22 protein-coding genes and 2 pseudogenes are annotated in these 25,728 nt (G+C 66.5%); 11 read left to right on the top strand and 13 right to left on the bottom strand.

Annotated elements, in window-relative coordinates; all coding sequences use genetic code 11:
- Positions 1-40 precede the first annotated feature (40 nt).
- Both NG698_RS11835 and NG698_RS11830 read left to right on the top strand, forming a co-directional pair.
- Entirely contained in the window at positions 41-1,150 is a 1,110-nt protein-coding gene (locus NG698_RS11835) for an LLM class flavin-dependent oxidoreductase (RefSeq protein ID WP_252601486.1), read from the top strand.
- Positions 1,150-1,620 carry a MarR family winged helix-turn-helix transcriptional regulator gene (locus NG698_RS11830; RefSeq protein ID WP_252609903.1) on the top strand — a complete coding sequence of 157 codons (471 nt, stop codon included), beginning with the start codon at positions 1,150-1,152 and terminating at the stop codon, positions 1,618-1,620. The genes NG698_RS11835 and NG698_RS11830 overlap by 1 nt, the downstream gene beginning before the upstream one ends.
- Positions 1,621-1,682: 62 nt before the next feature.
- Here the strand turns inward: NG698_RS11830 and NG698_RS11825 are convergent, their stop codons facing one another.
- Both NG698_RS11825 and NG698_RS11820 read right to left on the bottom strand, forming a co-directional pair.
- Positions 1,683-2,489, bottom strand: coding sequence for a transglutaminase-like domain-containing protein (locus NG698_RS11825; RefSeq protein WP_252609901.1), 807 nt, complete (start codon positions 2,487-2,489; stop codon positions 1,683-1,685).
- A gap of 71 nt (positions 2,490-2,560) precedes the next feature.
- Entirely contained in the window at positions 2,561-3,376 is an 816-nt protein-coding gene (locus NG698_RS11820) for a hypothetical protein (RefSeq protein WP_252609899.1), read from the bottom strand.
- Positions 3,377-3,470: 94 nt separating this feature from the next.
- On the opposite strand from NG698_RS11820, the gene NG698_RS11815 reads away from it, so the two are divergent.
- Genes NG698_RS11815 through NG698_RS11805 form a run of 3 tightly spaced genes read left to right on the top strand, consistent with a single transcriptional unit; the run spans position 3,471 to position 5,539 of the window.
- Positions 3,471-4,133, top strand: coding sequence for a DUF1684 domain-containing protein (locus tag NG698_RS11815; RefSeq protein WP_252609897.1), 663 nt, complete (start codon positions 3,471-3,473; stop codon positions 4,131-4,133).
- A 48-nt stretch (positions 4,134-4,181) separates the two neighbouring features.
- Positions 4,182-5,030 carry a fumarylacetoacetate hydrolase family protein gene (locus NG698_RS11810; RefSeq protein WP_252609895.1) on the top strand — a complete coding sequence of 283 codons (849 nt, stop codon included), beginning with the start codon at positions 4,182-4,184 and terminating at the stop codon, positions 5,028-5,030.
- 17 nt (positions 5,031-5,047) lie between these two features.
- Positions 5,048-5,539, top strand: a complete 492-nt coding sequence (locus tag NG698_RS11805; protein WP_252609893.1) for a GtrA family protein — start codon at positions 5,048-5,050, stop codon at positions 5,537-5,539.
- A gap of 98 nt (positions 5,540-5,637) precedes the next feature.
- Here the strand turns inward: NG698_RS11805 and NG698_RS11800 are convergent, their stop codons facing one another.
- The 6 genes from NG698_RS11800 to NG698_RS11775 all read right to left on the bottom strand — a co-directional run bounded on the left by NG698_RS11800 (position 5,638) and on the right by NG698_RS11775 (position 11,988).
- Positions 5,638-6,795: a cysteine desulfurase family protein gene (locus NG698_RS11800; RefSeq protein ID WP_252609891.1), complete on the bottom strand. Its 1,158-nt coding sequence runs from the start codon at positions 6,793-6,795 to the stop codon at positions 5,638-5,640.
- Between the two features lie 7 nt (positions 6,796-6,802).
- Positions 6,803-7,675: a carboxylating nicotinate-nucleotide diphosphorylase gene (gene nadC, locus NG698_RS11795; RefSeq protein WP_252609889.1), complete on the bottom strand. Its 873-nt coding sequence runs from the start codon at positions 7,673-7,675 to the stop codon at positions 6,803-6,805.
- Positions 7,668-9,479, bottom strand: coding sequence for an L-aspartate oxidase (locus NG698_RS11790; RefSeq protein ID WP_252609887.1), 1,812 nt, complete (start codon positions 9,477-9,479; stop codon positions 7,668-7,670). Before NG698_RS11790 ends, nadC begins: the two co-directional genes overlap by 8 nt.
- 53 nt (positions 9,480-9,532) lie before the next feature.
- Complete coding sequence (gene nadA, locus NG698_RS11785) at positions 9,533-10,855, bottom strand: quinolinate synthase NadA (RefSeq protein ID WP_252601514.1); 1,323 nt, start codon at positions 10,853-10,855, stop codon at positions 9,533-9,535.
- Complete coding sequence (locus tag NG698_RS11780) at positions 10,852-11,562, bottom strand: NUDIX hydrolase (protein ID WP_252610026.1); 711 nt, start codon at positions 11,560-11,562, stop codon at positions 10,852-10,854. The genes nadA and NG698_RS11780 overlap by 4 nt, the downstream gene beginning before the upstream one ends.
- 156 nt (positions 11,563-11,718) lie before the next feature.
- A complete protein-coding gene (locus tag NG698_RS11775) occupies positions 11,719-11,988 on the bottom strand; it encodes an Lrp/AsnC ligand binding domain-containing protein (RefSeq protein WP_509908525.1) in 270 nt (89 codons plus the stop codon).
- Between the two features lie 66 nt (positions 11,989-12,054).
- Here NG698_RS11775 and NG698_RS11770 point away from each other — a divergent pair.
- The 5 genes and pseudogenes from NG698_RS11770 (at position 12,055) to NG698_RS11750 (ending at position 16,437) form a co-directional block, all read left to right on the top strand.
- A pseudogene (locus NG698_RS11770) lies at positions 12,055-13,429 on the top strand (amino acid permease).
- Between the two features lie 140 nt (positions 13,430-13,569).
- Positions 13,570-13,900: pseudogene (locus NG698_RS11765) on the top strand (biotin/lipoyl-containing protein).
- Between the two features lie 4 nt (positions 13,901-13,904).
- Positions 13,905-14,732, top strand: coding sequence for an alpha/beta fold hydrolase (locus NG698_RS11760; protein WP_056349303.1), 828 nt, complete (start codon positions 13,905-13,907; stop codon positions 14,730-14,732).
- 84 nt (positions 14,733-14,816) lie between these two features.
- Positions 14,817-15,698, top strand: coding sequence for a serine hydrolase (locus NG698_RS11755; protein WP_252609882.1), 882 nt, complete (start codon positions 14,817-14,819; stop codon positions 15,696-15,698).
- A gap of 91 nt (positions 15,699-15,789) precedes the next feature.
- A complete protein-coding gene (locus NG698_RS11750) occupies positions 15,790-16,437 on the top strand; it encodes a phosphoribosyltransferase (protein WP_104061201.1) in 648 nt (215 codons plus the stop codon).
- Positions 16,438-16,524: 87 nt separating this feature from the next.
- On the opposite strand, the gene NG698_RS11745 is transcribed toward NG698_RS11750, so the two are convergent.
- Complete coding sequence (locus tag NG698_RS11745; protein ID WP_248760052.1) at positions 16,525-17,859, bottom strand: MFS transporter; 1,335 nt, start codon at positions 17,857-17,859, stop codon at positions 16,525-16,527.
- Positions 17,860-18,161: 302 nt separating this feature from the next.
- Between NG698_RS11745 and NG698_RS11740 the strand changes: the two genes are divergently transcribed.
- On the top strand, positions 18,162-18,887 hold the full coding sequence (locus NG698_RS11740; RefSeq protein ID WP_252600058.1) for an IclR family transcriptional regulator: 726 nt from the start codon (positions 18,162-18,164) through the stop codon (positions 18,885-18,887).
- 43 nt (positions 18,888-18,930) lie between these two features.
- Here the strand turns inward: NG698_RS11740 and NG698_RS11735 are convergent, their stop codons facing one another.
- The 4 genes from NG698_RS11735 to NG698_RS11720 form a co-directional block, all read right to left on the bottom strand.
- On the bottom strand, positions 18,931-20,250 hold the full coding sequence (locus NG698_RS11735) for an MFS transporter (protein WP_252600059.1): 1,320 nt from the start codon (positions 20,248-20,250) through the stop codon (positions 18,931-18,933).
- A gap of 127 nt (positions 20,251-20,377) precedes the next feature.
- On the bottom strand, positions 20,378-23,455 hold the full coding sequence (locus NG698_RS11730; RefSeq protein ID WP_252609880.1) for an AAA family ATPase: 3,078 nt from the start codon (positions 23,453-23,455) through the stop codon (positions 20,378-20,380).
- Positions 23,452-24,633: an exonuclease SbcCD subunit D gene (locus tag NG698_RS11725; RefSeq protein WP_252609873.1), complete on the bottom strand. Its 1,182-nt coding sequence runs from the start codon at positions 24,631-24,633 to the stop codon at positions 23,452-23,454. The genes NG698_RS11730 and NG698_RS11725 overlap by 4 nt, the downstream gene beginning before the upstream one ends.
- Positions 24,634-24,704: 71 nt before the next feature.
- On the bottom strand, positions 24,705-25,709 hold the full coding sequence (locus NG698_RS11720; RefSeq protein ID WP_252609871.1) for an MIP/aquaporin family protein: 1,005 nt from the start codon (positions 25,707-25,709) through the stop codon (positions 24,705-24,707).
- Between the last annotated feature and the right edge of the window lie 19 nt (positions 25,710-25,728).

The raw sequence follows: 25,728 nt of genomic DNA, 5'->3' as shown, positions 1-25,728 counted from the left end.
GAAGCAAGCTCAGAGAAGCCCAGGAAACGGAAGGCACACCATGCAGATAGGCGTATTCAGCGTCAGTGACATCACCACTGACCCCACCACCGGCCGGACCCCCACGGAGAACGAACGCATCAAGGCGGCCGTGGCGATCGCCAAAAAAGTCGAGGAAATCGGCATGGATGTCTTCGCCCTCGGCGAGCACCACAACCGCCCGTTCTTCTCGTCCTCGCCCACCACCACGCTCGCGTACATCGCAGCGCAGACCGAGCGGATCACCCTCTCCACTGCCACCACGCTGATCACCACCAACGATCCGGTCAAGATCGCCGAAGACTTCGCCATGCTGCAGCACCTGGCTGACGGCCGCGTAGATCTGGTCCTGGGCCGCGGCAACACCGCTCCGGTATACCCGTGGTTCGGCAAGAACATCCAGGACGGCGTGGAACTGGCCATCGAGAACTACAGCCTGCTGCGCCGGCTGTGGGACGAGGACACGGTGAACTGGTCCGGCAAGTTCCGCACGCCGCTGCAGAACTTCACCTCCACCCCGCGACCGCTCGACGGCGTGGCCCCCTTTGTGTGGCACGGCTCCATCCGCACGCCGCAGATCGCCGAAGTGGCCGCCTACTACGGCGACGGCTTCTTCGCGAACAACATCTTCTGGCCCAAGGAGCACTACCAGCAGCTGATCAGCCTCTACCGTGAGCGCTACGAGCACTACGGTCACGGCAATGCGGACCAAGCCATCGTGGGCCTCGGCGGCCAGTTCTTTATGCGGAAGAACTCCCAGGACGCCGTGAAGGAATTCCGGCCCTACTTCGACAATGCGCCCGTCTACGGCCACGGCCCTTCGCTGGAGGACTTCACCTCCCAGACACCGCTCACCGTGGGCAGCCCGCAGGAAGTCATCGAAAAGACCCTGACGTTCCGCGAGTACTTCGGCGACTACCAGCGCCAGCTGTTCCTGATCGACCACGCAGGCCTGCCCCTGAAGACAGTGCTGGAGCAGCTTGACCTGTTCGGCGAGGAAGTCCTCCCGGTCCTCCGCAAGGAATACGCTGCCCTCAAGCCCGCCCACGTGCCGGATCCGCCCACGCATGCCGGCCGCGTTGCCGCCCTGATGGCTGCACCGGCGCCTGAGACTGCCCCTTCGGAGGCCTGATGGCTGCCGACGGAAACGAATCACACATCCGCTTGGCGGCGGAAACCTGGGAATCCCTGTTCCGGGCGCAGGTTGCCGTCATGCGCAGGCTGCAGGCCGGAGCTGCCTTCCGAAAGGTGGCCATCAACGAGTACGACGTCCTGTTCACGCTGTCCCGGTGTCCGTCCGGCTGGCTCCGGCTCAATGAACTCAATGACCATGTCCTGCTGAGCCAGTCGAGCCTCAGCAGGCTGGTTGAGAGGCTGGAGAAGCGCGGGCTCGTGGTCCGGATGGCTGCCCCCGACGACGGCCGCGGCGTGCTGCTGAAGCTCACCGAGGAAGGGGCCGCCCTCCAGAAGGAGATCGGCCGGGAGCACGTGCGGGACATCTCCAGCCTGGTGGGGCCGGCCCTGACGGCTGCCGAGCAGAGGGAACTCCAGCGACTGACCGAGAAACTCCGGCATTCCGTGGGAGCGCGGCCGGCAAAGTAACTGCCTGGGAAATATCTGGCCGGGAAGTAACTGCCCGCCAGTAACCGGGCCGTGCGGGAATCTCAGCCCAGCATGACCAGCTTGGCCGGATCTTCCGGAGGCAGCTGGCCGTTGACCACAGCGCTGACGCGCAGCTCGTTCAGCGTGAGGCGCCCGCCCACTGTGGACAGGAATGCGGTGTCCGAGGAGTCCCGGCCGGCGGTGATCCGCAGCATCGACTCCCGCGGGGCCAGCCCCGTGGGGTCGATGACGTGCCAGGCGCCATTGACATGGGCCTCGGCTACCGCGTGAAAATCCATGGGGCTCAGCCCCGGCGCATACACGGCGGTGAGCCGGGCGGGGACGTCCTTGGAACGCAGCAGGGCGATGGCCAGGTGCGCGAAGTCCCGGCACACTCCCGTGCGGTGCAGCAGTGTTTCCACGGCGCCGTCAGTGCCCCTGGAGGACCCGCTGATGTACCGCAATTCCCCGAAGACCCAACTCCGCACGGCCTGGAGCAGCTCGGCACCGTGCAGGCCGCCGAATTCGGCATAGGCCGTGGGCAGGAGCCGGTCCGACTCCGCGTAGCGGCTTGGCCGCACGTAGCGGATGAGCTCAGCCAGGGTGGCTTCTTCCGGGACGGCCTGCCCGGCCACCGTCGCTGAGTACTCAACGGTGACCTCGGCGGGTTCAGTGAACTCCATGTAGTGCAGGCGGCCGCCATGATGGTCCGCGAGTTCCTGCAACGGAACCGGCTGACCGTCGGCCGTGACAGTCAGGGATTCATCAAACGAGGTATAGCCGGGATTCCTGGCCACAGCGATGGCCAGGGCTGCCTTCGTGTCGGCGATGGTCCTGAAAACCATACGTGCTGAAACGGTGCGTTCCATGTATCTCCGGGGTGTGAGGTAGTGGCAGAACTTTCCGCGCTGGCCCTGGGGTTGAGGGGCAAGGGGCAGGACTAGTTTTTGATCTCCAGAGACATTAGCATCCGTTGGACGTTCGCGAATTCCGAGCTCTCGTCCACGTACTTTTCGGCCTGGCCCAGGGTGTCAAACGCCTTCGCGGGGGCCACCTTCTCATCCGGGGCGAAGGCCTTCAGGACGCCCAGGTCACCGAACGAGTAGTCCCCTTTTCCTGCCGGGCCACGGACCACATTCCGCAGTTCGCAGGCCTGGCCGTCAGCCCCGCCCACAATGTTGGTGATGCCGTAGGAACCGAAGTAGCGGTAGCCCTGGATGACGCGGAACACCACGTGCGGGGCGATGGTGCCTTCCCCCGTCAGGCTGGGAAGCTCCACCGGCACGCTGCTGATCACAACGTACGGTTTCCGGGCAGTCTCGGGGCACTCGGACGACGACGGCGACAGTCCTGTCCGCAGTGTGGCCACCACCGTGCCGTCCGGCTTTTTCACCTCGATCTTCAGGGCACCCGGCAATGTCCCGTCCTCGGGCGTGACGGACTGGGCGATCCATTCCTCCGGCAGGTCGAAGCTGACGGTCTTCGCCGGATCGGTAAAGGTCTTCCAGGCAGCAGCTGTTGCGGCCGGGCCGGGTGCTCCGGACGTCGACGCACCTGCTGTGGCAACAGGATCCGACGACGGGGAACCGGTAGCGCCGGCGGTTGAGCTCGTACTGGAGCCTGGGCTGGCCGATGTCTCCGGCTGCGCCGTCCATGCCGAATCGCTGTTACTGGGCGCGCTGCAGCCGGCCGCCAGTCCACCGGCCATCAGCAGCGATACCGTCCGCACTCCCCACATTGCCGCCTTGTGTGTCATGCAGCCAGCCTATCGGCGGACGACGGTGGACAAGGGCCGGAGCCTCGTGTCGCCGTCGGACATTCCCCGCGCGCAAGGGACTAGGCTGGTGCCTATGGCGGATGAGCAGTACGGCGCGGACCTTGAGAGCCTGGCGGACATCTCCGCCATCGACATTGCGGACTGGCGGCTGCGGACGTTTGCGCTGTACGACACGGTACGGAAGGTTGCCGCTGAAGATCCGGCGGAGGCCCATTCCCTTTGGCGGCATGAACGCGACCGGATGTTCGCAACGCATCCGGCCTCGGCCCTCAGCGCTAGGGACAAATCGCAGTTCTCCGGCCTGAAGACGGCCGATTACGATCCTATCTACCGCTTCTATGTGCCGCTGACCCTTGAGGGAGCCGGCCGGGAAATGACCGTGGAAACCGCCACTGACGGCGTGGTCCGGTTTGTCCGGCTGGGCACGTTCGATCTTCCCGAGCTGGGCCAGCTCGGCGTGTGGAAGTTGCACGGCTACGGCGGCGGAATCTTCGTTCCGTTCCGGGACGCCACGGCCGGCCAGCCCGGTGGAAGCTACGGCGCCGGCCGGTACCTCCTGGACACCATCAAGGGCGCGTTCCACGGGGTCCATGGCTCGGGGGCGGGCGCGGAGTTTGTCCTGGACTTCAACTTTGCCTACAACCCGTCCTGCGCGTACAACGAGGCTTGGGCCTGCCCGCTGCCCGGCCCGTCCAACCGCCTGGCTGTGGAGATCCCGGTGGGCGAGCTGTACTGAGCCTGCCGCAGCCGGCCACCGGCCAGCCGGAGGACGTAGGATGTCATCATGACTGCCAGCGCTCCCCGCCGCCTTGCCCGTGTCCGCCCCCTGTCCCCGGCTGTTGCCGACGAGCACTTCTTCGTGGCCAAAGACGCCCCAGACTTCGGCTCCGACGCCGGCAGGTCCTGGACAGTCGTTGAATCCCCTTTCGGGGCGTCCCGTCCAAACGCCAACCACCCGGCCCGGCCCGGCTGGGAAACCGGCACTGCAGTAGACCAGGACTCGTTTACGTTCCTGGCGCCGTCGGTCCCCCTCAACCTCTTCAGCATGGCGCACAACACCGGCCAGGCCGGCCGGGACCTCCCGCCGCAGGCCTTTCACAAGGCGGCATCGAGCGTGATCGGCCCGGATGACGCCATTGAACTGAGCTCAACGGTGGGCTACGTGGACCCGGAAGCGGAACTGACCGTCGTCGTCGGCCGTTCTGTCCGCGGCCTTACGCTGGAGACGGCCCGCAGCGCCATCCTGGGCTTTACCATCGGCAACGACGTCTCGGCGCGCGATCTTCAGAAATCGGACGAACTGTGGATCAGCGCCAAGAGCCAGGACACCTTCACCCCCGTGGGCCCCTGGATCGTGACGGATCTCGACGACTCGGACCTGTCCATCAGCATCGTCCACAACGGCACCCAACTGAAGGCCGCCAGCAGCACCGATCTCGGCTGGAAGGTGGACGAAATCCTCGTCTACCTCAGCTCCTTTATGACCCTGCACGCCGGCGATCTGGTCCTGACGGGCTTCCCGGCAGAGTGTGCCCGCATCCACCCCGAAGACACAGTGGTGTGCCGCGTGGAGGGCATTGGCGAGCTCAGCAACCCGGTCAAGGCGGCGTCCTGGGAGGAACCACCGGCCTGATATGTCAGGCTTGACCCATGGAGACCCCTGCTGCGCCCGCCGCCCAGCTGACGCAGCAGCCCACGCGCGGTGCGCCAGCCACCAAGCATTACCGCGGAATCTTCAGGTTTCCGCTGGTGCGGCAGCTCCTCCGCTTCACGGGCGTCGGCATTATCTGCACCGCCACCTCCCTGGCGCTCTATGCGTTGCTGCGCCCCTGGCTGGGACCGCAACTGGCCAACGCGGCCGCCCTGGTGCTGACGTCTTTGATGAACACGGCACTGAACCGCAGGCTGACGTTCAAGATCTCCGGGCAGCGCCGGATGGCCCGCGACCACCTCAACGGCGTGATCGTCATCGTCGTGGCGCTGGTCATCACCGGCGGCAGCCTGGGCGTGCTGCACTGGCTGCACCCGGACGCCACCGTGTCCGATGAGCTGTGGACCACCACCCTGTCGGGCTTCGTGGCCACCGCCGTGCGGTTCACGATGCTGCGGCACTGGATCTTCCGCCGCGCCCGCCACATCTGAACCGCTCCCCTACGCTCTCCCAAGTAGGTAGCGCTATCTGTCGTTTTGAGCCTCCAAAACGACAGATAGCGCTACATAGTTGGGCAGGTTGGGGGTCGCTAGCTGCGGCCGAGGGTCCGGACACTCCCGACGGCGGTGCCCACGGCTGCCGCCGCTTGCTCCAGTTCCTCGGATGTCACCGTTGAGGTGAAGCTGAACCGCACAGCTGTCTGCGCGACCTCGGCGTCATAGCCCAGCGCGGTCAGCACCGGCGACGGCGCGTCCGAGCCGGCGGCGCACGCCGAACCGCTCGAGCACACCACGCCCTGCCGCTCCAGCTCCAAGAGCACGGATTCGCCGCTGGTGCCGGGGAAGCAGAACGACGCTACTGACGGCAGCCGTTCCGTCCGGTGCCCGGTGAGCAGGGCTCCCGGGACCGTGTCCAGGATGGTGGCGATGAAGTCTTCGCGGAGCCCTGCCACTCGGGCGGCCAGTTCCGGCCGTTCGGCGTGGGCGAGCGTCAGGGCGGTGGCCAGCGCCACTGCTCCTGCCACGTTTTCGGTCCCCGACCGCCGGCCGCGTTCCTGCCCGCCGCCGTGCACCAGGGGCTCGACGCGGGTCCGGCCGCGGACGTACAGCACGCCGCAGCCCTTGGGTGCGCCGAGCTTGTGGCCGGAAATGCTCAGGACATCCACCTCCAGCGCCTTAACGTCCAAGGGCAGCCAGCCGGCGGCCTGGACGGCGTCGGTATGGAACGGGATGCCCATCGCGGTGGCCACTGCAGCCAGTTCCGCAACCGGCTGGATGGTGCCCACCTCGTTGTTCGCGTACATGATGCTGACCAGAGCGGTCTCCGGCCGGAGCGCGGCCGCGAGCGCCTCAGGCGTCACCCGGCCGGCGCTGTCCACCAGAACCACATCCATGGTGAACCCGTGGAACCGCTCCAGGTACCGGGCGGACTCTTCCACGGCGGGGTGTTCGACGGCGCTGATCACCACGCGGTTGAGCCTCGGGTCCGCGGCCTGCCGGGCCAGGGCGATGCCCTTGACCGCGAGGTTGTCCGCCTCCGTTCCGCCGGAGGTGAACGTGACCTCGCCGGGGCGGCAGCCGAGCACCTTAGCCACGGCGGCGCGGGCGCCTGCGAGCGCAGCCGCAGCGGCCTCGCCCAGGGTGTGGTGGCTGGAGGGGTTGCCGAACTCGCCGCTTAGGTAGGGCCACATGGCCTCGAGGACTTCGCGGCGGACGGGCGTGGTGGCGGCGGCGTCAAGGAAGATCATGGCCGAATCAGCCGGCCCTCAGTTCGACGTCAAGGCCCAGGTCCAGGGCAGCCACGCTGTGCGTGAGGCCACCGATGGAGATGACGTCCACGCCCGCGGCCGCGATGTCCGCCACGGTGCCGAGGTTGACGTTGCCACTGGCTTCCACGATGGCGCGCCCTGCCACCTGCTTGACGCCTGCACGGAGCTCCTCGAGGGTGAAGTTGTCCAGCATGATGGTGTCCACGCCCGCGGCGAGAACAGGCTCGATCTGCTCGGCGCTGTCCACCTCCACCTCGAAATGCGTCGTGTGCCCCAGCTGGGCCTTGGCCGCGACCAGCAGGGCGGTGAGCTTGGCGGGGTCGCCGCCGGTCATGACGGCCAGGTGGTTGTCCTTGGCCAGCACGGCGTCGGAGAGGCTGTAGCGGTGGTTCGCTCCCCCGCCGCAGCGCACCGCGTAGCGCTCCAGCACGCGCAGGCCGGGGGTGGTCTTGCGGGTATCGGTGATGCGCGCTTTGGTACCTTCGACAAGCTCTACGAATTCCGCGGTCTTGGTGGCGATGGCGCTCATGCGCTGGACCAGGTTCAGCCCGACCCGTTCGGCCAGCAGCACGGAGCGGGCGCTGCCCCTCACCCGCGCGAGATGGGTGCCGGCGTCGAACGCTTCACCGTCTGCAAGCAGTAACTTCACGTCAGTCTCCGGATCAATGTGCTTCATGGCGTCGCGGAACACCGTTCCACCGCTGAAGATGCCGGGCACGCGGGCGTTGAGCACTGCCGTGGCGCGGGCGTCAGCCGGGATCAGCAGCTGGGAGGTGATGTCGCCGCTGGGCGCGTCCTCGGCAAAGGCCCGCTCCAGGATGTCCCGGACGGGTGCTGCGGGGAGGGTCAGGCTAGTCATGGACGAGGCTCGCTTTCCGGCTCATGGTGTAACGCTTATCAAAATGTTCGACGGCGGCATCCGCGGGCACGCTGTCACTGCGGTAATGCGCCCCCAAGGATTCCAGCCGCTCCCGCGCGGCATGCACCAGCAACTGCGCAGCCAACAAAAGATTGGCATCCTCATGCTCCCGAGGATCGAGGGAATCAGGAACATTCTCAGAGGGTTCGACGACGGCCCAGGAGCCCAGAGTGGCCCCTGCCTCCCGCAACAACGACCCATTCCGGATCACCCCGGCGTTGGCAGTCATCAACCGCCGAAGCGCCACCCGAGAAAACGGCTCCGCCTCAACAAACGACGTCTCGACAGGCCCAGGCGACGGAACGGTCTCAAACTCCCAGGCTGGCACCTTGAGGGCCGGCTCGTCAGTAGCCGCACCCAACGGGAGCGCCGAATCGTCGTCCGAGGGTGCTCCGGAAGCGTGCGTCAAGGGGAGGCCGCCAGCGGCCGAGACAGCACGCGGAGGAGCAGCGTCGGGCGACACCCAACCCGCGCCGTCGCTCAAGAATGCGGAGACTGCCCGCCGCCCAAAGACAAGTCCTTCAAGGAGAGAGTTGCTGGCAAGCCGATTAGCCCCTTGAACGCCGGTGCAAGCAACCTCACCGGCGGCAAGCAACCCAGGCACCGAGGTCCGCCCGTAGAGGTCGGTAAGGACCCCACCCATCCAGTAGTGCGCGGCTGGGGCCACGGGGACGAGTTCGCGGGTCCAGTCGACGCCGGCTTCGCGGGTGCGTTGGGTGATGGTGGGGAACCGCTTGGCCAGGTAGCCCTCGCCCCTCCGGGCTTCGACCACCATGGCGTCAAGGAAAACGTGCCCGTTTGGATCCCCAAGGGTCGCGAGGTGCAGGGCGATGCTGCGGGAGACGACGTCGCGCGGGGCAAGTTCTGCGTCGGCGTGGTAGGCGGGCATAAAACGTTCGCCGTGGGCGTCCAGCAGGATGGCGCCTTCGCCGCGGACGGCTTCGGAAATCAGGAGGGGTTCAGTGCCGTTGCCAGCGGCCTCGAGGGCATCGGCCGGGAGCACCATGCAGGTGGGATGGAACTGGAAGAACTCCAGGTCTGCCACTGCGGCTCCGGCCCGCCAGGCGAGTGCCAGCCCGTCGGCAGTAGCCACGGCAGGGTTGGTGGTCTGGGCGAACAGCTGGCCGGCTCCCCCGGTGGCCAGGAGCACGGCATCGCCATGGATGCCGAGTTCCCGCCCGTCGTGGAGGAAATTCACGCCTGCCACACGGCCTTCGCTCTGCGACAGGGAGATGACCTGGGCGTGCCCGATGACCTGGATCCGGCCAGCCGCCTGCGCATCCAGGGCGGTCTTGATGAGTGCCCTGGCCACGCCGGCACCGGTTGCGTCGCCGCCGGCGTGCAGGATCCGCGGCGCGGAATGGGCGGCCTCGAGACCCAGCGAGGGGTCACCGTCGTCGTCCATGTCGAAACGCACGCCGAAGCGTTCCAAGCCGGCGATATCCAGCCGGGCCTCCGTGCAGAGCACGCGGACGGCCTCCTCGTCGCAGTGCCCGGCTCCGGCCTTCAGCGTGTCTGCGATGTGCGCGGCCACAGTGTCCCCGGGCGCGGGCTCGTCGAGGACGGCGGAGATGCCGCCTTGGGCGTGGTAGGTATTGCTGTCCGCGAGCGCGCCCTTGGTCAGCAGCACCACTTCGGCGCCGGCCTCGGCGGCAAGCAACGCGGCGTACAGTCCCGCAATGCCGCTCCCGACGACGATCAGCCGCCGGGGTGCCGGACCACCGGCTGGGCTCTCTGCGCTCATGTGGGGCTCGTTTCGATTTCCGGTGTTACAGGAGTTGGACTACAGCGGACGGGCTACAGCGGACGCGAGGCGAGCATGCGCTCGAGCGCGGTCTTGGCGTTGTCCTGGACGGAATCGTCCACGCTGATGCGGTTGACGATGCGGCCTTCGACGAGTTCCTCCAGGACCCAGGCGAGGTAGCCGGGGTGGATGCGGTACATCGTGGAGCAGGGGCAGATCACCGGGTCCAGGCAGAAGATGGTGTGCTGGGGGTACTCGGCCGCGAGCCGGTTCACCATGTTCACTTCCGTGCCGATCGCGAACGTGGTCGGTTCGGTGGCCGCTGCGATGGCCTTCTTGATGAAGTCGGTGGAGCCGGCTGAATCGGCGGCATCCACCACCTCCATGGGGCACTCGGGGTGCACAATCACGTTGACGCCGGGGAACTCGGCGCGGGCCTTTTCGATCTGGCCCACGTTGAAGCGCTTGTGGACCGAGCAGAAGCCGTGCCAGAGGATCACGCGGGAATCGAGCAGGGCCTGTTCGTCGTTGCCGCCCAGTTCCTTGCGCGGATTCCACATGGGCATCTGCTCCAGCGGCACACCCATGGCTTTGGCGGTGTTGCGACCCAGGTGCTGGTCAGGGAAGAAGAGGACCCTCTGGCCGCGTTCGAAGGCCCATTCCAGGACCACCTTGGCATTGGATGAGGTGCAGACGATGCCGCCGTTCCGGCCGCAGAAGGCCTTCAGGGCGGCGGAGGAATTCATGTAGGTGACCGGAATGACCGGAACCCGCCCCTCGGCGTCGGCCTCGGTACCGAAAATCTCTTCGAGCTGTTCCCAGCACTCCTCCACGGAGTCGGTGTCCGCCATGTCCGCCATGGAGCAGCCGGCGGCGAGGTTGGGCAGGATGACGGCCTGTTCCGGCGTGGAGAGGATGTCCGCGGTCTCGGCCATGAAGTGCACGCCGCAGAAAATGATGGCTTCGGCGTCGGGCCGGGTCAGGGCGGCGTTGGCCAGCTGGAAGGAGTCGCCCACAAAGTCTGCGTACTGGATGACTTCGTCGCGCTGGTAGAAGTGGCCGAGGATCACTGCCCGGTCCCCGAGCTTGTTCTTGGCCGCGCGGATACGGACATCGAGCTCAGCATCGCTGGCGAGCTTGTATTCCTCCGGAAGCTGGCCCTGGCGCGGCGTGGCGGCCGGGGCAACGTCCGCGCTGGAGGCGCCGGGTCCGTAGGCAGGGGCACCCGCGAGGGCTTCGGCAAGGTCGTATTCCCACGGGCCCTTGGCGAGCGCCGGGCTGCAGGTGGATGCTGTTTTGCCTGCTGCCGCGCTTCGGGCCGCGCTTTCGGCTTGTTCGCGCGTGATCAGCTGGATGGCTGTGTTGACGCTGCTCATGGTGTGCTCCTGTTATCGGGGTCAAGGCCAGGACGGCCGGTGAAGCGGTAAAGACGTGGCGGGCGGTGCTTGCCGCCCTGGAGGTATTCGCCGGTTTCTTCGATCTCCGGCGTGGATTTGAGCTGGCGGCGGAAGTTGGCCGGGTCCAGCCGGGTGTCCAGGACGGCTTCATAGACCTCCCGGACCTGGGCGAGCGTGAAGTACTCCCCCAGGAAGTGGTAGGCCACGGAACCGTAGGCCAGCTTGTTCCGCAGGCGCCGGAGCGCGTACTCAACAATGGCGTTGTGGTCGAAGGCCAGGTCCCCCACCTTGTCTGCCCGGAACCACTTCACGTTCTCCGATTCGTCGGCCAGGGCGGCCTCGGTGGGCTGGACCAGCGCCCAGTAGACGATCGACACCACACGCTGGGTGGGTGAGCGGTGCAGGCCGCCGAACGCGTAGAGCTGCTCCAGGTAGCTCGGTGTGAGTCCGGTGGTTTCCTGCAGGTTCCGGGACGCGGCATCCTGCAGGGATTCAACGTGCGTCAGCGGTCCGCCGGGAAGGGCCCAAAGGTCCTTGTACGGCTCGCGAATCCTGCGGACCAGGGGAAGCCAAAGGGTAGGCCGGCCCGAGGATTCGCTGGGCCGCAGGGCGAAAATGACGGTGGAGATCGCGAGCGAGGGGGCAGCGGTGGCCCGCTCGGAGACGTTCGCTGAGCTGCTGTACACGGTCACTCACCCGCTCCCTGCTTCTGGGCTTCATTGCCATCACTTAGTTAAAGTCAAATTGACTAGAACTGATTCTACGGCCACATTCCTCTGATTCAAAATGTTTCGCCGCCACGCGTAACCGGGCAACGGCGCCTTGGGCTGGTCCCCGGAGCCCTACTCCGGCTGCCTGGCGGCCGCGGCTTCGAGCAGGTTCAGCGTCCTGCCCTGGAAATGGGTGTTAAGGACAATCACGGACGACGCTCGGAGCACGGTCCTGGTGGCGATCATCGCATCCAGAACACGCTGCAGGTCCGGATTGGACCGCGCGGCAATCCTCGCCATAAGGTCCGAACTGCCGGAAACAGTGTGGACCTCGATCAGTTCCGGGATCGCGGCCAGCGCCTCGGATACCGCACCGTGGCCCAGGTCCTGGTTGATGGTCAACTTAGGCGGTAAATTCAAGTGGTCCCTGCGGGGGCACCAACCCCAACCCCAAGAAGGTTCACCGGCATGACATCGAAGTCCACGGCAGTGCGGCCGGAATCCCACCTCGGCCATGAAACCCCGGCAGCTCACCATGATGGGGCTGGGCAGCGCCATCGGCGCCGGCCTGTTCCTGGGTTCAGGGGCCGGCATCCAGGCCGCGGGGCCTGCCGTGCTGATCTCGTACCTGGTCGCCGGGACGCTCATCATCCTGGTGATGTGGGCGCTGGGCGAGATGGCCGCTGCGAATCCCACTAGCGGCGCGTTCTCCGTCTACGCCGAGCGGGCCCTGGGAAAAACCGCCGGCGCCACAGTGGGCTGGCTGTGGTGGCTCCACCTGGTGGTGGTCATCGCCGCGGAAGCCCTGGGCGCGGCGGGCCTGCTGTTTTCCGTCTGGCCGGTTATCCCCGTGTGGGCCCTTGCCCTGATCTTTATGGTTGTGTTTACGGCCATCAACCTGACGGGCGTCAAGAACTTCGGCGAGTTTGAATTCTGGTTCGCCATCCTGAAGGTTGCCGCTATTGTGGCGTTCCTGGCCGTGGGGGTCGCCCTGCTGCTGGGCTTCCTGCCCGAGGTAGCTTCGCCCGGACTCGCTAACATCACCACTGATTTTGCCCCCGCCGGGCTTGGCGGAATCGCCACGGCATTGTTCGTGGTGATCTTTGCCTTCGGCGGAACCGAGATCGTGGCCGTGGCCGCCGCGGAAACGGAGGACCCGGAGCACAGTGTGGGCAAGGCGATCCGCACGGTGCTGTGGCGCATCCTGGTCTTCTACATCGGGTCGGTCTTTGTCATCGCGGCCGTCCTGCCGGTCTCCTCCGAAGGACTCGCCTCGCCCTTTGCCGGCGTGCTCGACGCGGCCCGGATCCCGGGCGCCGGCACGGCGATCACCCTGGTTGCCGTCGTCGCACTTCTCTCTGCACTGAACGCCAACCTCTACGGCGCGTCCCGCATGGTGTACTCGCTCGCCGAACGCGGCGAGGCTCCCCGGTTCCTGGCCAGGCTCAGCGGCGCCAGCGTGCCCGTGGTGGCGGTGGGCGTGTCCGTGGCGTTCGGCTTCTTCGCCACCGTCCTGGAGCTGCTGTTCCCGGACCGGATCCTGCCGGCCCTGTTCCAGCTGGTCGGATCCACGTGCCTGGTGGTCTGGGGCACGGCCCTCGTCTCGCAGCTGATCCTCCGGCGCCGCACGGACCGGGACGGTGCCGAACTTCCGCTGCGAATGAAGGGATTCCCGGGCCTGACTATCTTCGGACTCGTCCTCCTTGGCCTGATCTTCGCCGTCGGCTTCAGCGCGGAAAGCAGCCGCGGACAGCTGCTGAGCACCTTCGTTCTGGTTGCCTGCCTCGCGGCAGCCTGCTGGCTCAGCGCCCGGCTCACCACCCGCGATCGCCTACCCAAGTAGCAGCAGATGTCGTTATGAGCCGGCAAAGTCAACTGGTGGAAGCAAGTTGGGTGAGGGGCAGAAAGACCGACGGCGGCCCGCACTGTACAAATTGCGAAGCCGCCGGCCGAGCGGGATCCAACGAGTATTGGAGTACCGCCGTGGCTGAAATTTCCTTCCCGCTCCCGGACCTCGGCGAGGGCCTGATCGAGGCGACCGTGCTTGAGTGGCTGGTTTCGCCCGGCGATCAGGTAGAGCGTAACCAGCCGCTGGTGGAGATGGAAACCAGCAAATCCGCTGTTGAACTGCCCAGTCCGCAGGCAGGTAAAGTGGTCCGTATCTTCGGTGGGGCAGGCGACAGGATCAATGTCGGCGAACCCCTGATCGTGTTCGAGGTGCCGGATAACACCGCCGGAATCGTGGGCACGGTCCCAAAGGACGAGGCACCGACGCGCCCGGGTCCGCCTGAGCGCCGTACTTGATGAGGACTGACACCATGAGCGGCAGGCACACCGGCGAGATGCATTCCCACACCGTTGAGGGCACGGACCCCCAACTTTTTGTGGAGGTGCACGACCCCCAGAACGACGCCGGACTGCGCCCTGTGCTGCTGCTGCACGGCTTCTCCTCTTCCAGCAAACTCAACTGGCATGACACCGGCTGGGTGGCGGCCCTGCTGGAGGCCGGCCGCCGCGTCATCACCGTGGACCTGCCAGGACACGGCCGCAGCGGAGCCCCCGAGGACATGGACTCCTACTCCCCCAGCCGGATTCGCGCAGATCTGCTGCAGATAGCGTTCGACGCCGGCGTGCGGCCATTGCACGACGGTGACCCCACCAGCGGGGTGGACGTTGTGGGCTATTCCTTGGGCGCCCGGCTCGCCTGGGAATTCGGCGCCACCCAGCCCGAGATCGTCCACCGCCTGGTCCTGGGCGGACCGAACATCGCCGATCCGCTGGCAGCCTTTGACCTCATCGCAGCGCAGAACTACCTCGCCGACGGAACCCCCATCGCGGACGAGTCCACGGCCGGCCTGCTCAAGATGGCCATGCTCCTGCCGAGCAACAACATCTTCGCGCTGCTGTCCCTGGTGGATGCCATCAAGGCCGAGCCCTTCGATCCTGCCGAAGCCGTACCCCACATGCCGATGCTCCTTGTGGCCGGCGACCAGGATGAACGTGCGGCCACCATGCCGCAGCTTGCCGCACTCGGAATCCGGGCAGGGTCCATGGCTGAACAGCTGACGTTGCCTGGCCGCAACCACACCAACGCCATCACCAGCCGGGCTTTCAAACAAGGCGCCATCGCTTTCCTGGGGGTCTGACCAGTGGGGGTCTGATCAGTGCGCGGCTGATCCCTGACAGGGATTTCATAGCTCCCGCATAGGTTCCGCTGCTTGGATCGTCAGATGCACGATTCTTCCCAGCCGCGCGCCCGCCGCACGGTCGCCGCCCTACGCCGCCGTTCCGCCCTGGTGGCTGCCGCCGGTTTCCTCGGCGTCGTCCTGATCGCTGCCGCCTACGTACTGGCCCCTGCCCGGCCCGGGCAGGGTGCGGCATCGCGCGCATCAATTGGCATCGACACCTTTTCAAGCTCCGCCCCGATTGACGCGGGCCTGGACACAGCCATCGATGTCATCATCGGCGCCAACAGCCAGTACCAGGTGGGTGTTGCGCTGATGGCTACCGACGGCGGGGCCGTGCACCAGTACGGCGTGGAGGAACCGTTCGAGGCAGCGAGCACGGCCAAGATCCTGACCGCTGCTGCCTATTACCACCTCGTGGAGGAGGGTTCAGCGTCCCTCGATGATCCGCTGGGCGCGTTCACCTCGGAGTTCCAGATCCAGGCGATGGTCCAGGACAGCAACAACGAATCGTGGAGCCTGCTGATGGACGCAGTGGGCCTTTCCGAACTTTCGGAGTATGCCGACTCCATCGACGTCACGTATGACCCAGAGGTGAATACGCTTTCGACCGCCGAGATGGCCCATATCCTGGCGGAACTGTTCGAGGGCCGGCTCCTGGACCAGGAGCATACGGAGCAGCTCCTGTCCTATATGCAGGACACCAACTACGAAAACCTCATTCCGGCCACAGTTCCGGACGGCGTCACCGTCTTCCACAAATACGGGCTGCTCGATAACGAACTCCACGACGCCACCGTCCTCTTGATGTCCTCCGGCAGCTACGTGCTGGTGGTTTTCACGAAGGGTGCCGACCTGAGCGACATCCCGGAACGGACTGTCGTGATCAAGGAAATCACCAAGGCTGTTACCGCCGCCCTCTCGTAACTGAGCAGCGGTGGGAGGAAGTATCCCCGGTTCCCGGCGCGGCAGCAGAAGGTAGGCTGGAAGCGTGGCGGAGACGGCCGGAGAGGGAACAATGAGCACGCGTTTTGAAGACCGCACCGATGCCGGTGAACGGCTGGCGGCGGTGCTCACGCAGTTCCGGGAACGCCCCGACACCATCGTCCTGGGGCTGGCCCGCGGCGGCATCCCTGTGGCCGCCGCGGCTGCCAAGGCCCTGTACCTGCCACTCGGCGCCGTTCTGGTCCGGAAACTCGGCATCCCCGGCCACGACGAAACAGCGTTCGGTGCGCTGGCCTGGTCGGGAGGCCGGATAGTGCGCCTGCTCAACCGTCCCTTGATCACCCGCATTCTGGACCACGGCGTCCGCCAGGAGTGGCTGGACGAAGTGGAGAAACGCGAGAGGGCCGAGCTGCTCCGCCGGGCCGCGACTTACCCGGGGATCAGCAACGACCTCACCGGTCAAACGGTTCTACTGCTCGACGACGGCCTGGCCACCGGAGCCACCATGCGCGCTGCCGCCGAGGCAGCCCGTTCCGGTGGTGCGGCACGCGTCGTCGCCGCAGCGCCGGTGGGTTCGGTGGAAGCCTACACGGCCGTGTCGCGGGTGTGCGACGCCGTGCTGTGCCTGCATCTGCCGGGCAAGTTCCGCGCCGTTGGCAGCTTCTACCGGCACTTCGAACAATTGGCTGATGAGGACGCCATCAGCCTGCTGAACCAGTAGGCCCGACGGCAACACCGGGCCCGGAAAGCCAATCGGCGGGTCCAGGCCAGCTGGCCCGAACCCGCCGTTCTGCGATGCGCACAACTTTTAGTGGTGGCTGCTGACGCCCAGCGGGTTGCCCTTCGTCTCCTTGGCAAGCACAACCCCGACAGCCGAAATCACGCACAGGATCATGATGTAGATGCCGATGGATCCGGTCCATTTGGTGCTCTGCAGCAGAGTCTCGGCAATGGTTGCGGCGAAAGCACCACCCAGGATCGCACCGAACGCGTACCCGATGGAGATGCCCGAGTAGCGGACATTGGCCGGGAACATCTCGGCGTACATCGCCGACATGGGGCCGTAGGACAGACCGAGTCCGATGGTCAGGACGAAGAGCGCCACTCCGTAAAGCCAGATGTTCCTGGTGTCGATCAGGGCAAACATCGGGATCATCCAGACGAAGATGATCGCATACCCGATCAGGAACGTCTTGACCCGGCCGATCCGGTCTGAGAGCCAGCCGCCGGCGAGCGTGAAGATCAGCCAGCCGAAGGAGGCGAGGGTGGTGGCGAGCAGGATTTCCGGGACCGGCATCTTCAGCGTCCTGGTGGCGTAGGAGATGAAGAAAGCGATCAACAGGTAGCCAGCGGCATTGTTGGCGATGAAGATCATGGTCGAGTAGAGGACTGGCCTCTTGTGGCTACGAATGAGCTCGCTGAGCGGCGCCCTGCTTTCGGCCTTTCGGGCCGCCATCTCCTGGAAAACGGGGCTCTCGGCCACGGCCCGCCGGATCAGGTATCCCACCACAATCAGCACGATGGACAGCAGGAACGGAACCCGCCAGCCCCACGAAGCAAAGTCTTCCTTGGACATGTTCGAGTTGAGTATGAAGAGCAGGCCGGTGGCCAGGATCATGCCGACCGGGACGCCGATCTGCGGGTACGCGCCGAACACGCCGCGCCGGCTCTTGGGGGCGTGCTCCACTGCCATCAGGGCAGCGCCGCCCCATTCACCGCCGGCGGAGAAGCCCTGGGCAATGCGGAGGATGATCAGCAGGATGGGGGCCCAGACGCCGATCTGCGCGTACGTCGGCAGCATGCCGATCAGAGAGGTGGCTGCGCCCATCATCAGGAGGGTGAAGACCAGCATGGCCTTGCGTCCGAGCCGGTCACCAAGGTGGCCGGCAACCACTGCACCCAGCGGGCGGAACAGGAAGCTGATGCCGATCAGCGCGAAGGACAGGATCTGGGCCAGGCCCGGATTGGATTCGTTCAGCGGAGCCAGGAACAGCGGGGACAGCAGGGTACCCGTCAGTTGGGCGAAGATGAAGAAGTCGTACCACTCGATGGTGGTGCCGACCAGCGTTGCTGCGAGGACCTTGCGTTCCTCGTGCTTGCTGCTCGGGCCCGCCTCGGAATCGACGCGTGAAGTTTCGGTCATTGGAACTCCGTGGCTTGGGGCAGCCTGGTTGGGGATAACGGCTGCCGACGGTGGATTTGGGCCGTCCAATTTACTGATCGAACGGTCAGTTAGTATGACGTTACGCGAAGATGTGATGAAACGCACTCTTTTTCTTGATTCTCCGCACGGATCAGTTCCACAGTTGATGCGAGTCAGTTCCATAGTTGAACTTCCTTTTCGGAATCAGCACAGGGCTTTTCGAAATCCGCACGCAGTCCAAGCGAGGGAAGCACCGTCACGGCACCCGGGCAGCGCCCGTGCAGCCGCCTAGGATGGGACCCATGACGTCCACCGCAGTCCCCGCCGGAGCAGCTCAGGCTTCGCCGTCCCAGACCCTGTCGCGCGGAATCCGTGCGCTGGAAATCCTGGCGGCCGCGGAGACTCCCTTGACCATTGCGGAACTTGCCGACGCCATGGGGGTTCACCGTTCCGTGGCCTACCGGATCCTGCGGACCCTGGAGGACCACTCCTTGCTGGTGCGCGATGACGCGGGCAGAGTCCAGCCGGGGCCCGGGCTGGCTGTCCTGGCGCGTGGGGTTGCCCGCAACCTGCAGACGGCGGCACTGCCGGAACTGACGCAACTCGCGAACTCCCTGACCATGAGTGCCTTTGTGGCCGTCTGGGACCGCGATGACTGTGTCACGCTGGTCACCGTGGACCCGCGGCATACCGGCGCCGCCATCGTCCAGCACCCCGGCTCCCGGCATCCCATCAGCGCCGGTGCCCCTGGAATTGCGATCCAGTCCGCCTATTCAGAAGCTGAGTGGCATGCGGCAGCCCCGGGAATCCCCTACCGGCCCGAGGCGGGAACCGCGCGGCAGCTGGGCTATGCCGCCAGCCACGATGAAGTCATCGCCGGAGTCTCCTCCGTGGCAGTTCCGGTCATGGTCCCTGCCGGACGGCCAGCCGCGCTGGCCGTCGTCTATATCCGGGCAGCCCAGAATCCGGACGAAATCGCCGCTGCGCTGATGGCGGGTGCCGCGCGCATTGAGGCCCAGCTGGGCTGACCATTGCACACGCCGCCTGGCCGTGACCAGCGCCCGGCGTCGATCAGTGGCGTTTGCGGAGAATGACGGCGGCCGCGGCACCAAGCACCAGCAGGCCGCCGGCGGCAATCACAGGCACAATGAAGGCTGCGTGGTAGCCGTGGGCCTGCGCCAGCTGGCCACCAACGGCGGCCCCCAGTGCGGTGCCCGCCACGATCCCGCTTGCCAGAGCTGTCATCACGGTCCCGAGCCTTTCCACCGGCGCCACCAGGCCTCCAATCGCGAAGACCGTGACCATCACGGGGCCCACGGGCAATCCCAGGACCAGAAGCACCGCAATCATGCCGCCCAACGATCCGGGCACCAGAAGCAGCAGCGCGAGCACCGTCATGAGTGCCGCGCTAATCAGCCACCGGGCGGCGGGAGTGAAGCGCTGGGGCCAGTACGCCACGGACAGGGCTGCGGCGGCCGAACTCAGTCCCATGACCGCATACAGCAGTCCGGCGATCTCCGAGGTGGCGAAACTGGCGGAGAAGGAGCTCAAAGCCGTCTGGGCGGACCCGAAGAAAGTGCCCATGGCCACCATCGCCAGGACGGGCAGTGCGACGACGGTGGGAATCCTCGCAGCCTTGCGCGAAGCTGCCGAGCCCCGGTTCAGGGGAACCGCCTTGTGGGTGGAGTGCACGGCAAAGGCGGGCACCAGCGTGATGGTCATGGCTGCGGCCAGGGCCAACGGCAGCCAAGGGGCCACCAGGCTGGCCAGGATACCCACCAGAGCCGGTCCCAGCACGAACGTCAGCTCATCAGCCGTGCCTTCGTACGACAGGGCCGTGTCCAGATCCCTGCCGCCCTTCGCTTCCTTGCCCCGCGAGGTGAGCGCCATCCAGCGCACCCTGGCCAGCGGCCCTACCTGCGGGCAGCTGGCCCCAGCAAGGAATGCGGCGGCGATCACGGCACCGGGAAAGAATCCGGCTTCGGGCGCAGCCAAGGCCGTGCCGATCAGCGCCAGCACCGCCAACGTGTTAAGCACGGCCGCCACCAGGAGGACGGGCCGCTGCCCCCTGCGGTCTGCGAGCGCTCCAAAGACCGGGGCGCCCAGGGCTGAGCCGATCCCCACAGCACCGGCAACTGTGCCACCCAGCGCGTACGAGCCGGTCACGGACGTGACGAGGGTCAAGGCACCGACAGTCAGCATGGCCAGGGGAAGCCGGGCGAACAGGCCCAGCGGGATAAAGCTGCGGCCTGCGAGGTGCGGGAGCCTGGCGAACCGCCCGGTGGGCGGAGCCAGCGCAACGGAGGCTGGTGCAGCGGAGGATGGTGCAGCGGAGGCAGGCGCAGTGTCAGGAGCGAGAGGCGCTTCCACGGAAGCAGGCAAGAAGGACATTGTTGAAGAGTTCAAGGTTCCGGGCTCGTTCAGTAATGCGCATCGTCCCTCCTCCCGATGCGCGCGACCCGGTAACTATCCAATTATAGAGGCCGGCTGGGGCCAGTCCAGCCCGGCATGGCCGCCGTCACATCAGCGCTTCGGCGGCGTCGGAAATGCGGAGGGTGGAACCGTTCCGGCCCTTGAGGACCTGGAGCTGGGTTCCGATACGCTGTTTCATTTCCCCCACATGACTGACGAGACCCACAACGCGCCCGCCGTCGCGAAGGCCTTCGAGGGCATCCATCACCTGTTCCAGGGATTGTTCGTCCAGGCTGCCGAAACCCTCGTCCACAAAGAGCGTCTCGATCTGGATGCCGCCGGACTCCTGCTGCACAACGTCTGCCAACCCCAGGGCGAGTGAGAGGGACGCCATAAAGGACTCGCCGCCGGAAAGGGTGGAAGTATCCCGGCGGTGCCCGGTCCACTGGTCCACGACTTCAAGGCCCAACCCGGATTTCGCGCCCCGCGCGGCCTTGGCGTCTGAATGCTGTAGCAGGTAGCGGCCATCGCTCATGGCCACCAGGCGTTCGGAAGCAGCCAACGCCACCTGTTCAAGCCGTGCCGCGAGGACGTAGCTGTTCAGGCTCATGCGGTACGTGTTGTCTCCTCGGCCTGCGGCGGTATCAGCCAGGGCTGTTAGCAGCTGGGCGCGTTCCCGCGGAACCCGCCCGGAACCGGCAATCCGTTCGTAGTCATTGCGGACAGCGGCCAGCGATTCCACACAGCGCACGGCCATAGCGGCGGCGAGATCGGCGGCGCGTGCCTCCTCCCCGGCCTGCTCCGCGACGGTTTGCAGCTCGGCAATGAGGGCTTCGTCCACCGCGGGATGGGCTGCGGCTTCCGTCCGCGCCAGCAGCAGATCCTCGGATGCGAACAACTCGGCAATCCGCGCCTGTTCGTCGTGGCCGGCCCGGACCTCAGCCAGCAGGGCATCGGCGTCGGTGGCCGACAGCAGCTGCGCCCGGGCTTCAAGGTCAGAACTGAAACCAGCCTCCGGCAACGCCAGGTCAAGCTGGATCCGCGCTTCCTCGGCCCTGGCCCTGGCCCTGCTGAGCAAGGCCTGGGCCTCCACGGCCTTCTCCAGTGTGGCGGCAGCTTCCTGCACCGACCGCAGCCGGCGTGTGAGGCTGCGGTGGCCGCCACGCAGGCCGGAGAGCGCCTCGTCAAGCGACGCCAGCTGGTCCACGAGTCCCGACAATTCAACGGTGACCTGCGCGAGTTCGGATGTTGCTCTTTGCCTGGCGGAATCCGCTGCGGTAAATCTGGCTTCGGCTGCCTCAAGCTGCTGCCGGAGGTCAGCGAGGTTTTTCACCGCCAGCTGCGACTCGTCGGCGGCGGTGCAGGCAGACTCGAAGGCCGCAAACGCATCCTCTTCGGGCGTGTCCCCTCCTTGGCCTTCAAGGACAGCCACCAACTGGTTCGCGTCGCCCAACTCACGGGCACGCGCTGCCAGCTTTGTCTCTGCGGCCTCATGGTCCTGCTGGGCAGCTTCCTCGGCCTGGCTGAGGCCCACCGCTGACGCCGCAGCCTCCGCGGGAGCCGGGTGGTCCGCACTGCCGCAAACCGGGCACGCCTCTCCCTCGGCCAGCTGCGCAGCGAGTTCGGCGGCGGCGTTGGCGAGTCTTTCCTCGCGCAGGTCCAGCCAGCGGAGTTTCTTCTCGAGCTGGATCTCCCGGGACGCCGAGTGGCGCTCCGTGGCGAGCCCCTGCGCCGCCCGTGCAGCCGCGTAGCGCCGGACGACGTCAAGAAGTTCCTCAGCCGCAGCGGCTTCCTTGGCGTGCAGGATGGCGGCTGAGGCCAGTTCCGTCAGGGGCTCGAGGCCCGCCGTCAGGGTTTCCTGCTCCGTGCGGAGGGCCTGCAGCGAAACGCCCAGGTCAATGTCCTTTTGGGTGAGTTCCTGCTGCTTCGTGCTGAGTGCGGCACGCCTGGCAACGAGTGAATGGAGGCGTTCTTCGTCCGGCAATCTTGCTTCCACAACGGCCAACAAGGACCGGAGCAGGCTGAGCTCACCAGCGATATCAAGGGCCCCTGCGGCGGAGACCCCGCCATCGGAGTGGTCCGCATCCCAGGCGCCAAGGTCCAGCTGGTCCAGTTCGGGGTCTTCATCCGCCGCCATGCGCAGCAGTGTGATGGCGGATTCCATGGCTCCCGCCGCGTGCCGGACCTGGGTCTGGCTGGACTGGACTGCATGCAGCTGGCCCGAGAGCACCTCGGCGCGGCGGTGCTGTTCGAGGCGGGCGGCATGGACCTCCAGTGACGGCAGGGTTGCCTCTGCGGCTGCCTTCCTGGCCTCGGCGGCTGCCAGTTTGCGGTGCCGTTCCCGCCGCGCGGACTCGCTCTCCAGCCGGCCGGAGGTGTGCCTACTGACAGCTGCTGCAGCCTCCGCCGCAGCAGCCAGTTCCCCTGCGCGGTGGGCCACTGATTCCTGCAGCCATTCGATCCGGGCAGAAGATTCCTCCTGGGCAGGAGCTGCGGAATCGTCAATGGCCAGCGCGGCGGCCTCGGCTTCCGCCCGCGCCGCCAGCAGCTCAAGCTCCGCGTTCAGCCGGGCAACATCGTTCCGCGCGGCCTGCGCCTGCGCCGCCAATTCCTGTTCCAGGGCCTCGAACCGCTGGGTGCCGAAGAGCTTCTGCAGCAGTTCCAGGCGATCGGCTGCCTTGGACCGCAGGAAGGCGGCAAAATCGCCCTGCGGCAGCATCACCACGCGGGTGAACTGTTCCCGGTCCATTCCCAGCAGGGCGGTGATTTCAGCGCCGGCTTCGTCATTGCGTCCGGATCTCTCCGTCCACGTCCCGCTGACGCGTTCCCGGAGGAGCGTTTTGGCCTGCTGTGTGGTGAAGCCGTTCTTCCCCCGGGCACTGGGTTTATCCCAGGCCGGCGACCTGGTGACTTCGAAGTGGCGGCCCTGAGCGGAAAACTCGCAGGTTACCGCCGGTTCGAGCGACGGCTCGGCATGATCGCTGCGCAGGCGCTTACCCTCCTGGCGCGCCCCCGGCACGGATCCGTACAGCGCAAAGCAGACAGCGTCCAGCACGCTGGTCTTGCCTGCTCCGGTAGGGCCGTTGAGGAGGAAGAGCCCGTGGGCGCTCAACCTGTCGAAGTCGATTTCCTCGGTGCCCGCAAAGGGCCCGAAGGCGGAGATGGCAAGGCGGTGGATCCTCATAGCGATCCCTCCGTCAGGCGTACGTTATCCAGCGCCGCGGCGATAGCCGACCGCTCGGCGTCGTCCGCGTCCCGCCCCCGCACATGATCGAGGAATCCGCAGCAGAGCGAGAGATCATCCTGGGCTTCGGCGAGGCGGCTGCTGTAGCTCTTGGACGCCTTGACGGTGCCGCCCTGCGGATCAAAGCCGAGGACCAGCGTGTCCGGAAAACGGGCCCGCAGCCGCTCCATGGCCTGCGCGGGCCGCTGCTCATCCGTCAGGGTGATCTGGCAGAACGCCCCTTCGGCCCAGGAATGTTCCGCGGACTCCAGGAGCTCCGAGATATCGCCGCGGAGCACAGCCAGCTTCCGCGGGGCTTCCCACGACAGTTCCGATACGCCGGTCACACCGTCCGGGCCGACGTCGATCAGCCAGCTGCCCTTGGTGTGCTTGGCTTCGGAGAACGAGTAGGCCACGGGCGAACCCGAGTACCTGACCTGCGGCGACAGGGTCTGGCGGCCGTGCAGGTGCCCCAGCGCGGTGTAGCTGAATCCGTCGAAGAGGTCCAGGGGCACGGCTCCGACTCCCCCGATGCTGAGGTCCCGTTCGCTGTCTGAGCTGATCCCTCCGCTGGCGAACGTGTGGGCGAGGACCACCGAATGGACGGTTCCCGCTGCGCTGCGCTCCGCGAGGTCTGCCCGGATGCGGTCAGTGGCGGCGCGGGTGACTTCGAAGTGGCTGGTGGGTTCTGCACCGAGTTGTTCGGCGACGAGGCGCGGTTCCAGCCAGGGGATTCCATAGATGGCCAGGACAGCGCCCGGAGTCCCGCCGTCACCCGTCTCCAGGGGCAGGACGACTGGCTGGTCCAGGTCCGACAGCCGGGTCCGCAAGTGGACGCCGCCACGTTCCAGCAGCCGGGAGGCGAAGCCCAGCCGGATGGCGGAGTCGTGGTTGCCGGATGTCAGCACCACAGTGGCGCCGGCCGCCGTGAGCCGCACCAGGGCATCGTCCAACAGCCCCACGACGTCGACACCGGGCAGGGCGCGGTCGTAGACATCGCCGGCGATCAGGACAACGTCAACGGCGTTTCCGGTGACGGCGCTGACGAGCTGATCAACAAATGACCGCTGGGCGTCCAGCATCCCGACGCCATGGAAGGACCTGCCCAAGTGCCAGTCCGAAGTGTGCAATAACCGCATATTCTTACGCTAGCGGCTGCCACCGACAGTTTAGGAAACCGCCGCAACAGGCCGTTGCCCAGTCAGGCCAGCTAGCCGCGCTTTCCGTCGAAGAATTCCTGGGCCTCGTCGCGGTTGTCCGGCTCGTCCGCGGCGGAATGAACCGGTGCGGCCTTGGCCGGGGCAGCTGCCTTGGCCGGCACCTCGGCGGCCTCTTCGACGACGTCGGCATCCTCGTCGTCGTCAAAATCCTCAACGTCGTCGGCAGCACCGCCGACGGCGGCACTGACGTCATATACTGGTCCGTCAGCGTCTGAAGCAGTAACGGCAGCAACCGGCTCGGCGAACCCCCGGAAGACCAGCCCGGCGATGGCTGCGCCCGCCAAGGGAGCAACCCAGAAAAGCCACAGCTGCTCAAGGGACCAGCTGGAGCTGAAGACGGCCGAGGCCGTAGCGCGGGCGGGGTTGAACGGCGCATTGCCCACGGACTGGCCCAGCTGCAGCAGGACAGCGCAGGCGAGGCCCACGGCTACGGCGGCTGCCGTCTTGTTGACGTTGTTGCGTGCAGTGGTGCCCAGGAAGACTGCAACCAGGATGGCGGCCCCGAGCACTTCCAGCAGGAGCACGCCGGCGAGGGGCGCCTGGATGATGGAATGTTCGCCGAATCCGGCGGTCACGGTGTCGAACGCCGTCCGGCTGTCCTGGATGCCCGGCAGTGTGCGCAGGATGCCGAAGAGTGCGAGGGCGCCCAGGAGCCCGCCCACCAGCTGCGCGCCGATGTAAGCAGCGGCGTCACCGAGCCGGATCCGGCCGGCAACGGCGTGGCCAACGGTCACCGCCGGGTTGAAGTGTCCGCCGGAAACGTAGCCGAAGGCCAGCATCGCCGCGGTCACTGCCAGGCCTGCTGCGAGCGCGGCGGGCAGCGGGCTGGACTGCGGGATGGAGAACAGCGGCACGCCCAGGCCTGCCACCACGATGAAAAGGCTGCCAAAGGCTTCGGCAGACAGCCTGGACACAAGCCCGTACCGGATTTCGGCACCGCTGCCGGCAGTCAGCCCGGGGGCGGGGTCACGGTGGACGGGCACAGGCATGGTCATGGTGGGGCAATCCTTTTCG

The sequence above is a fragment of the Pseudarthrobacter raffinosi genome (assembly GCF_023913735.1).
In the GTDB taxonomy this organism is placed as follows: domain Bacteria; phylum Actinomycetota; class Actinomycetes; order Actinomycetales; family Micrococcaceae; genus Arthrobacter; species Arthrobacter raffinosi.
The sequence above is the reverse complement of the archived record's forward strand: the minus strand, read 5'-3'. Positions and strand labels throughout refer to the sequence as shown.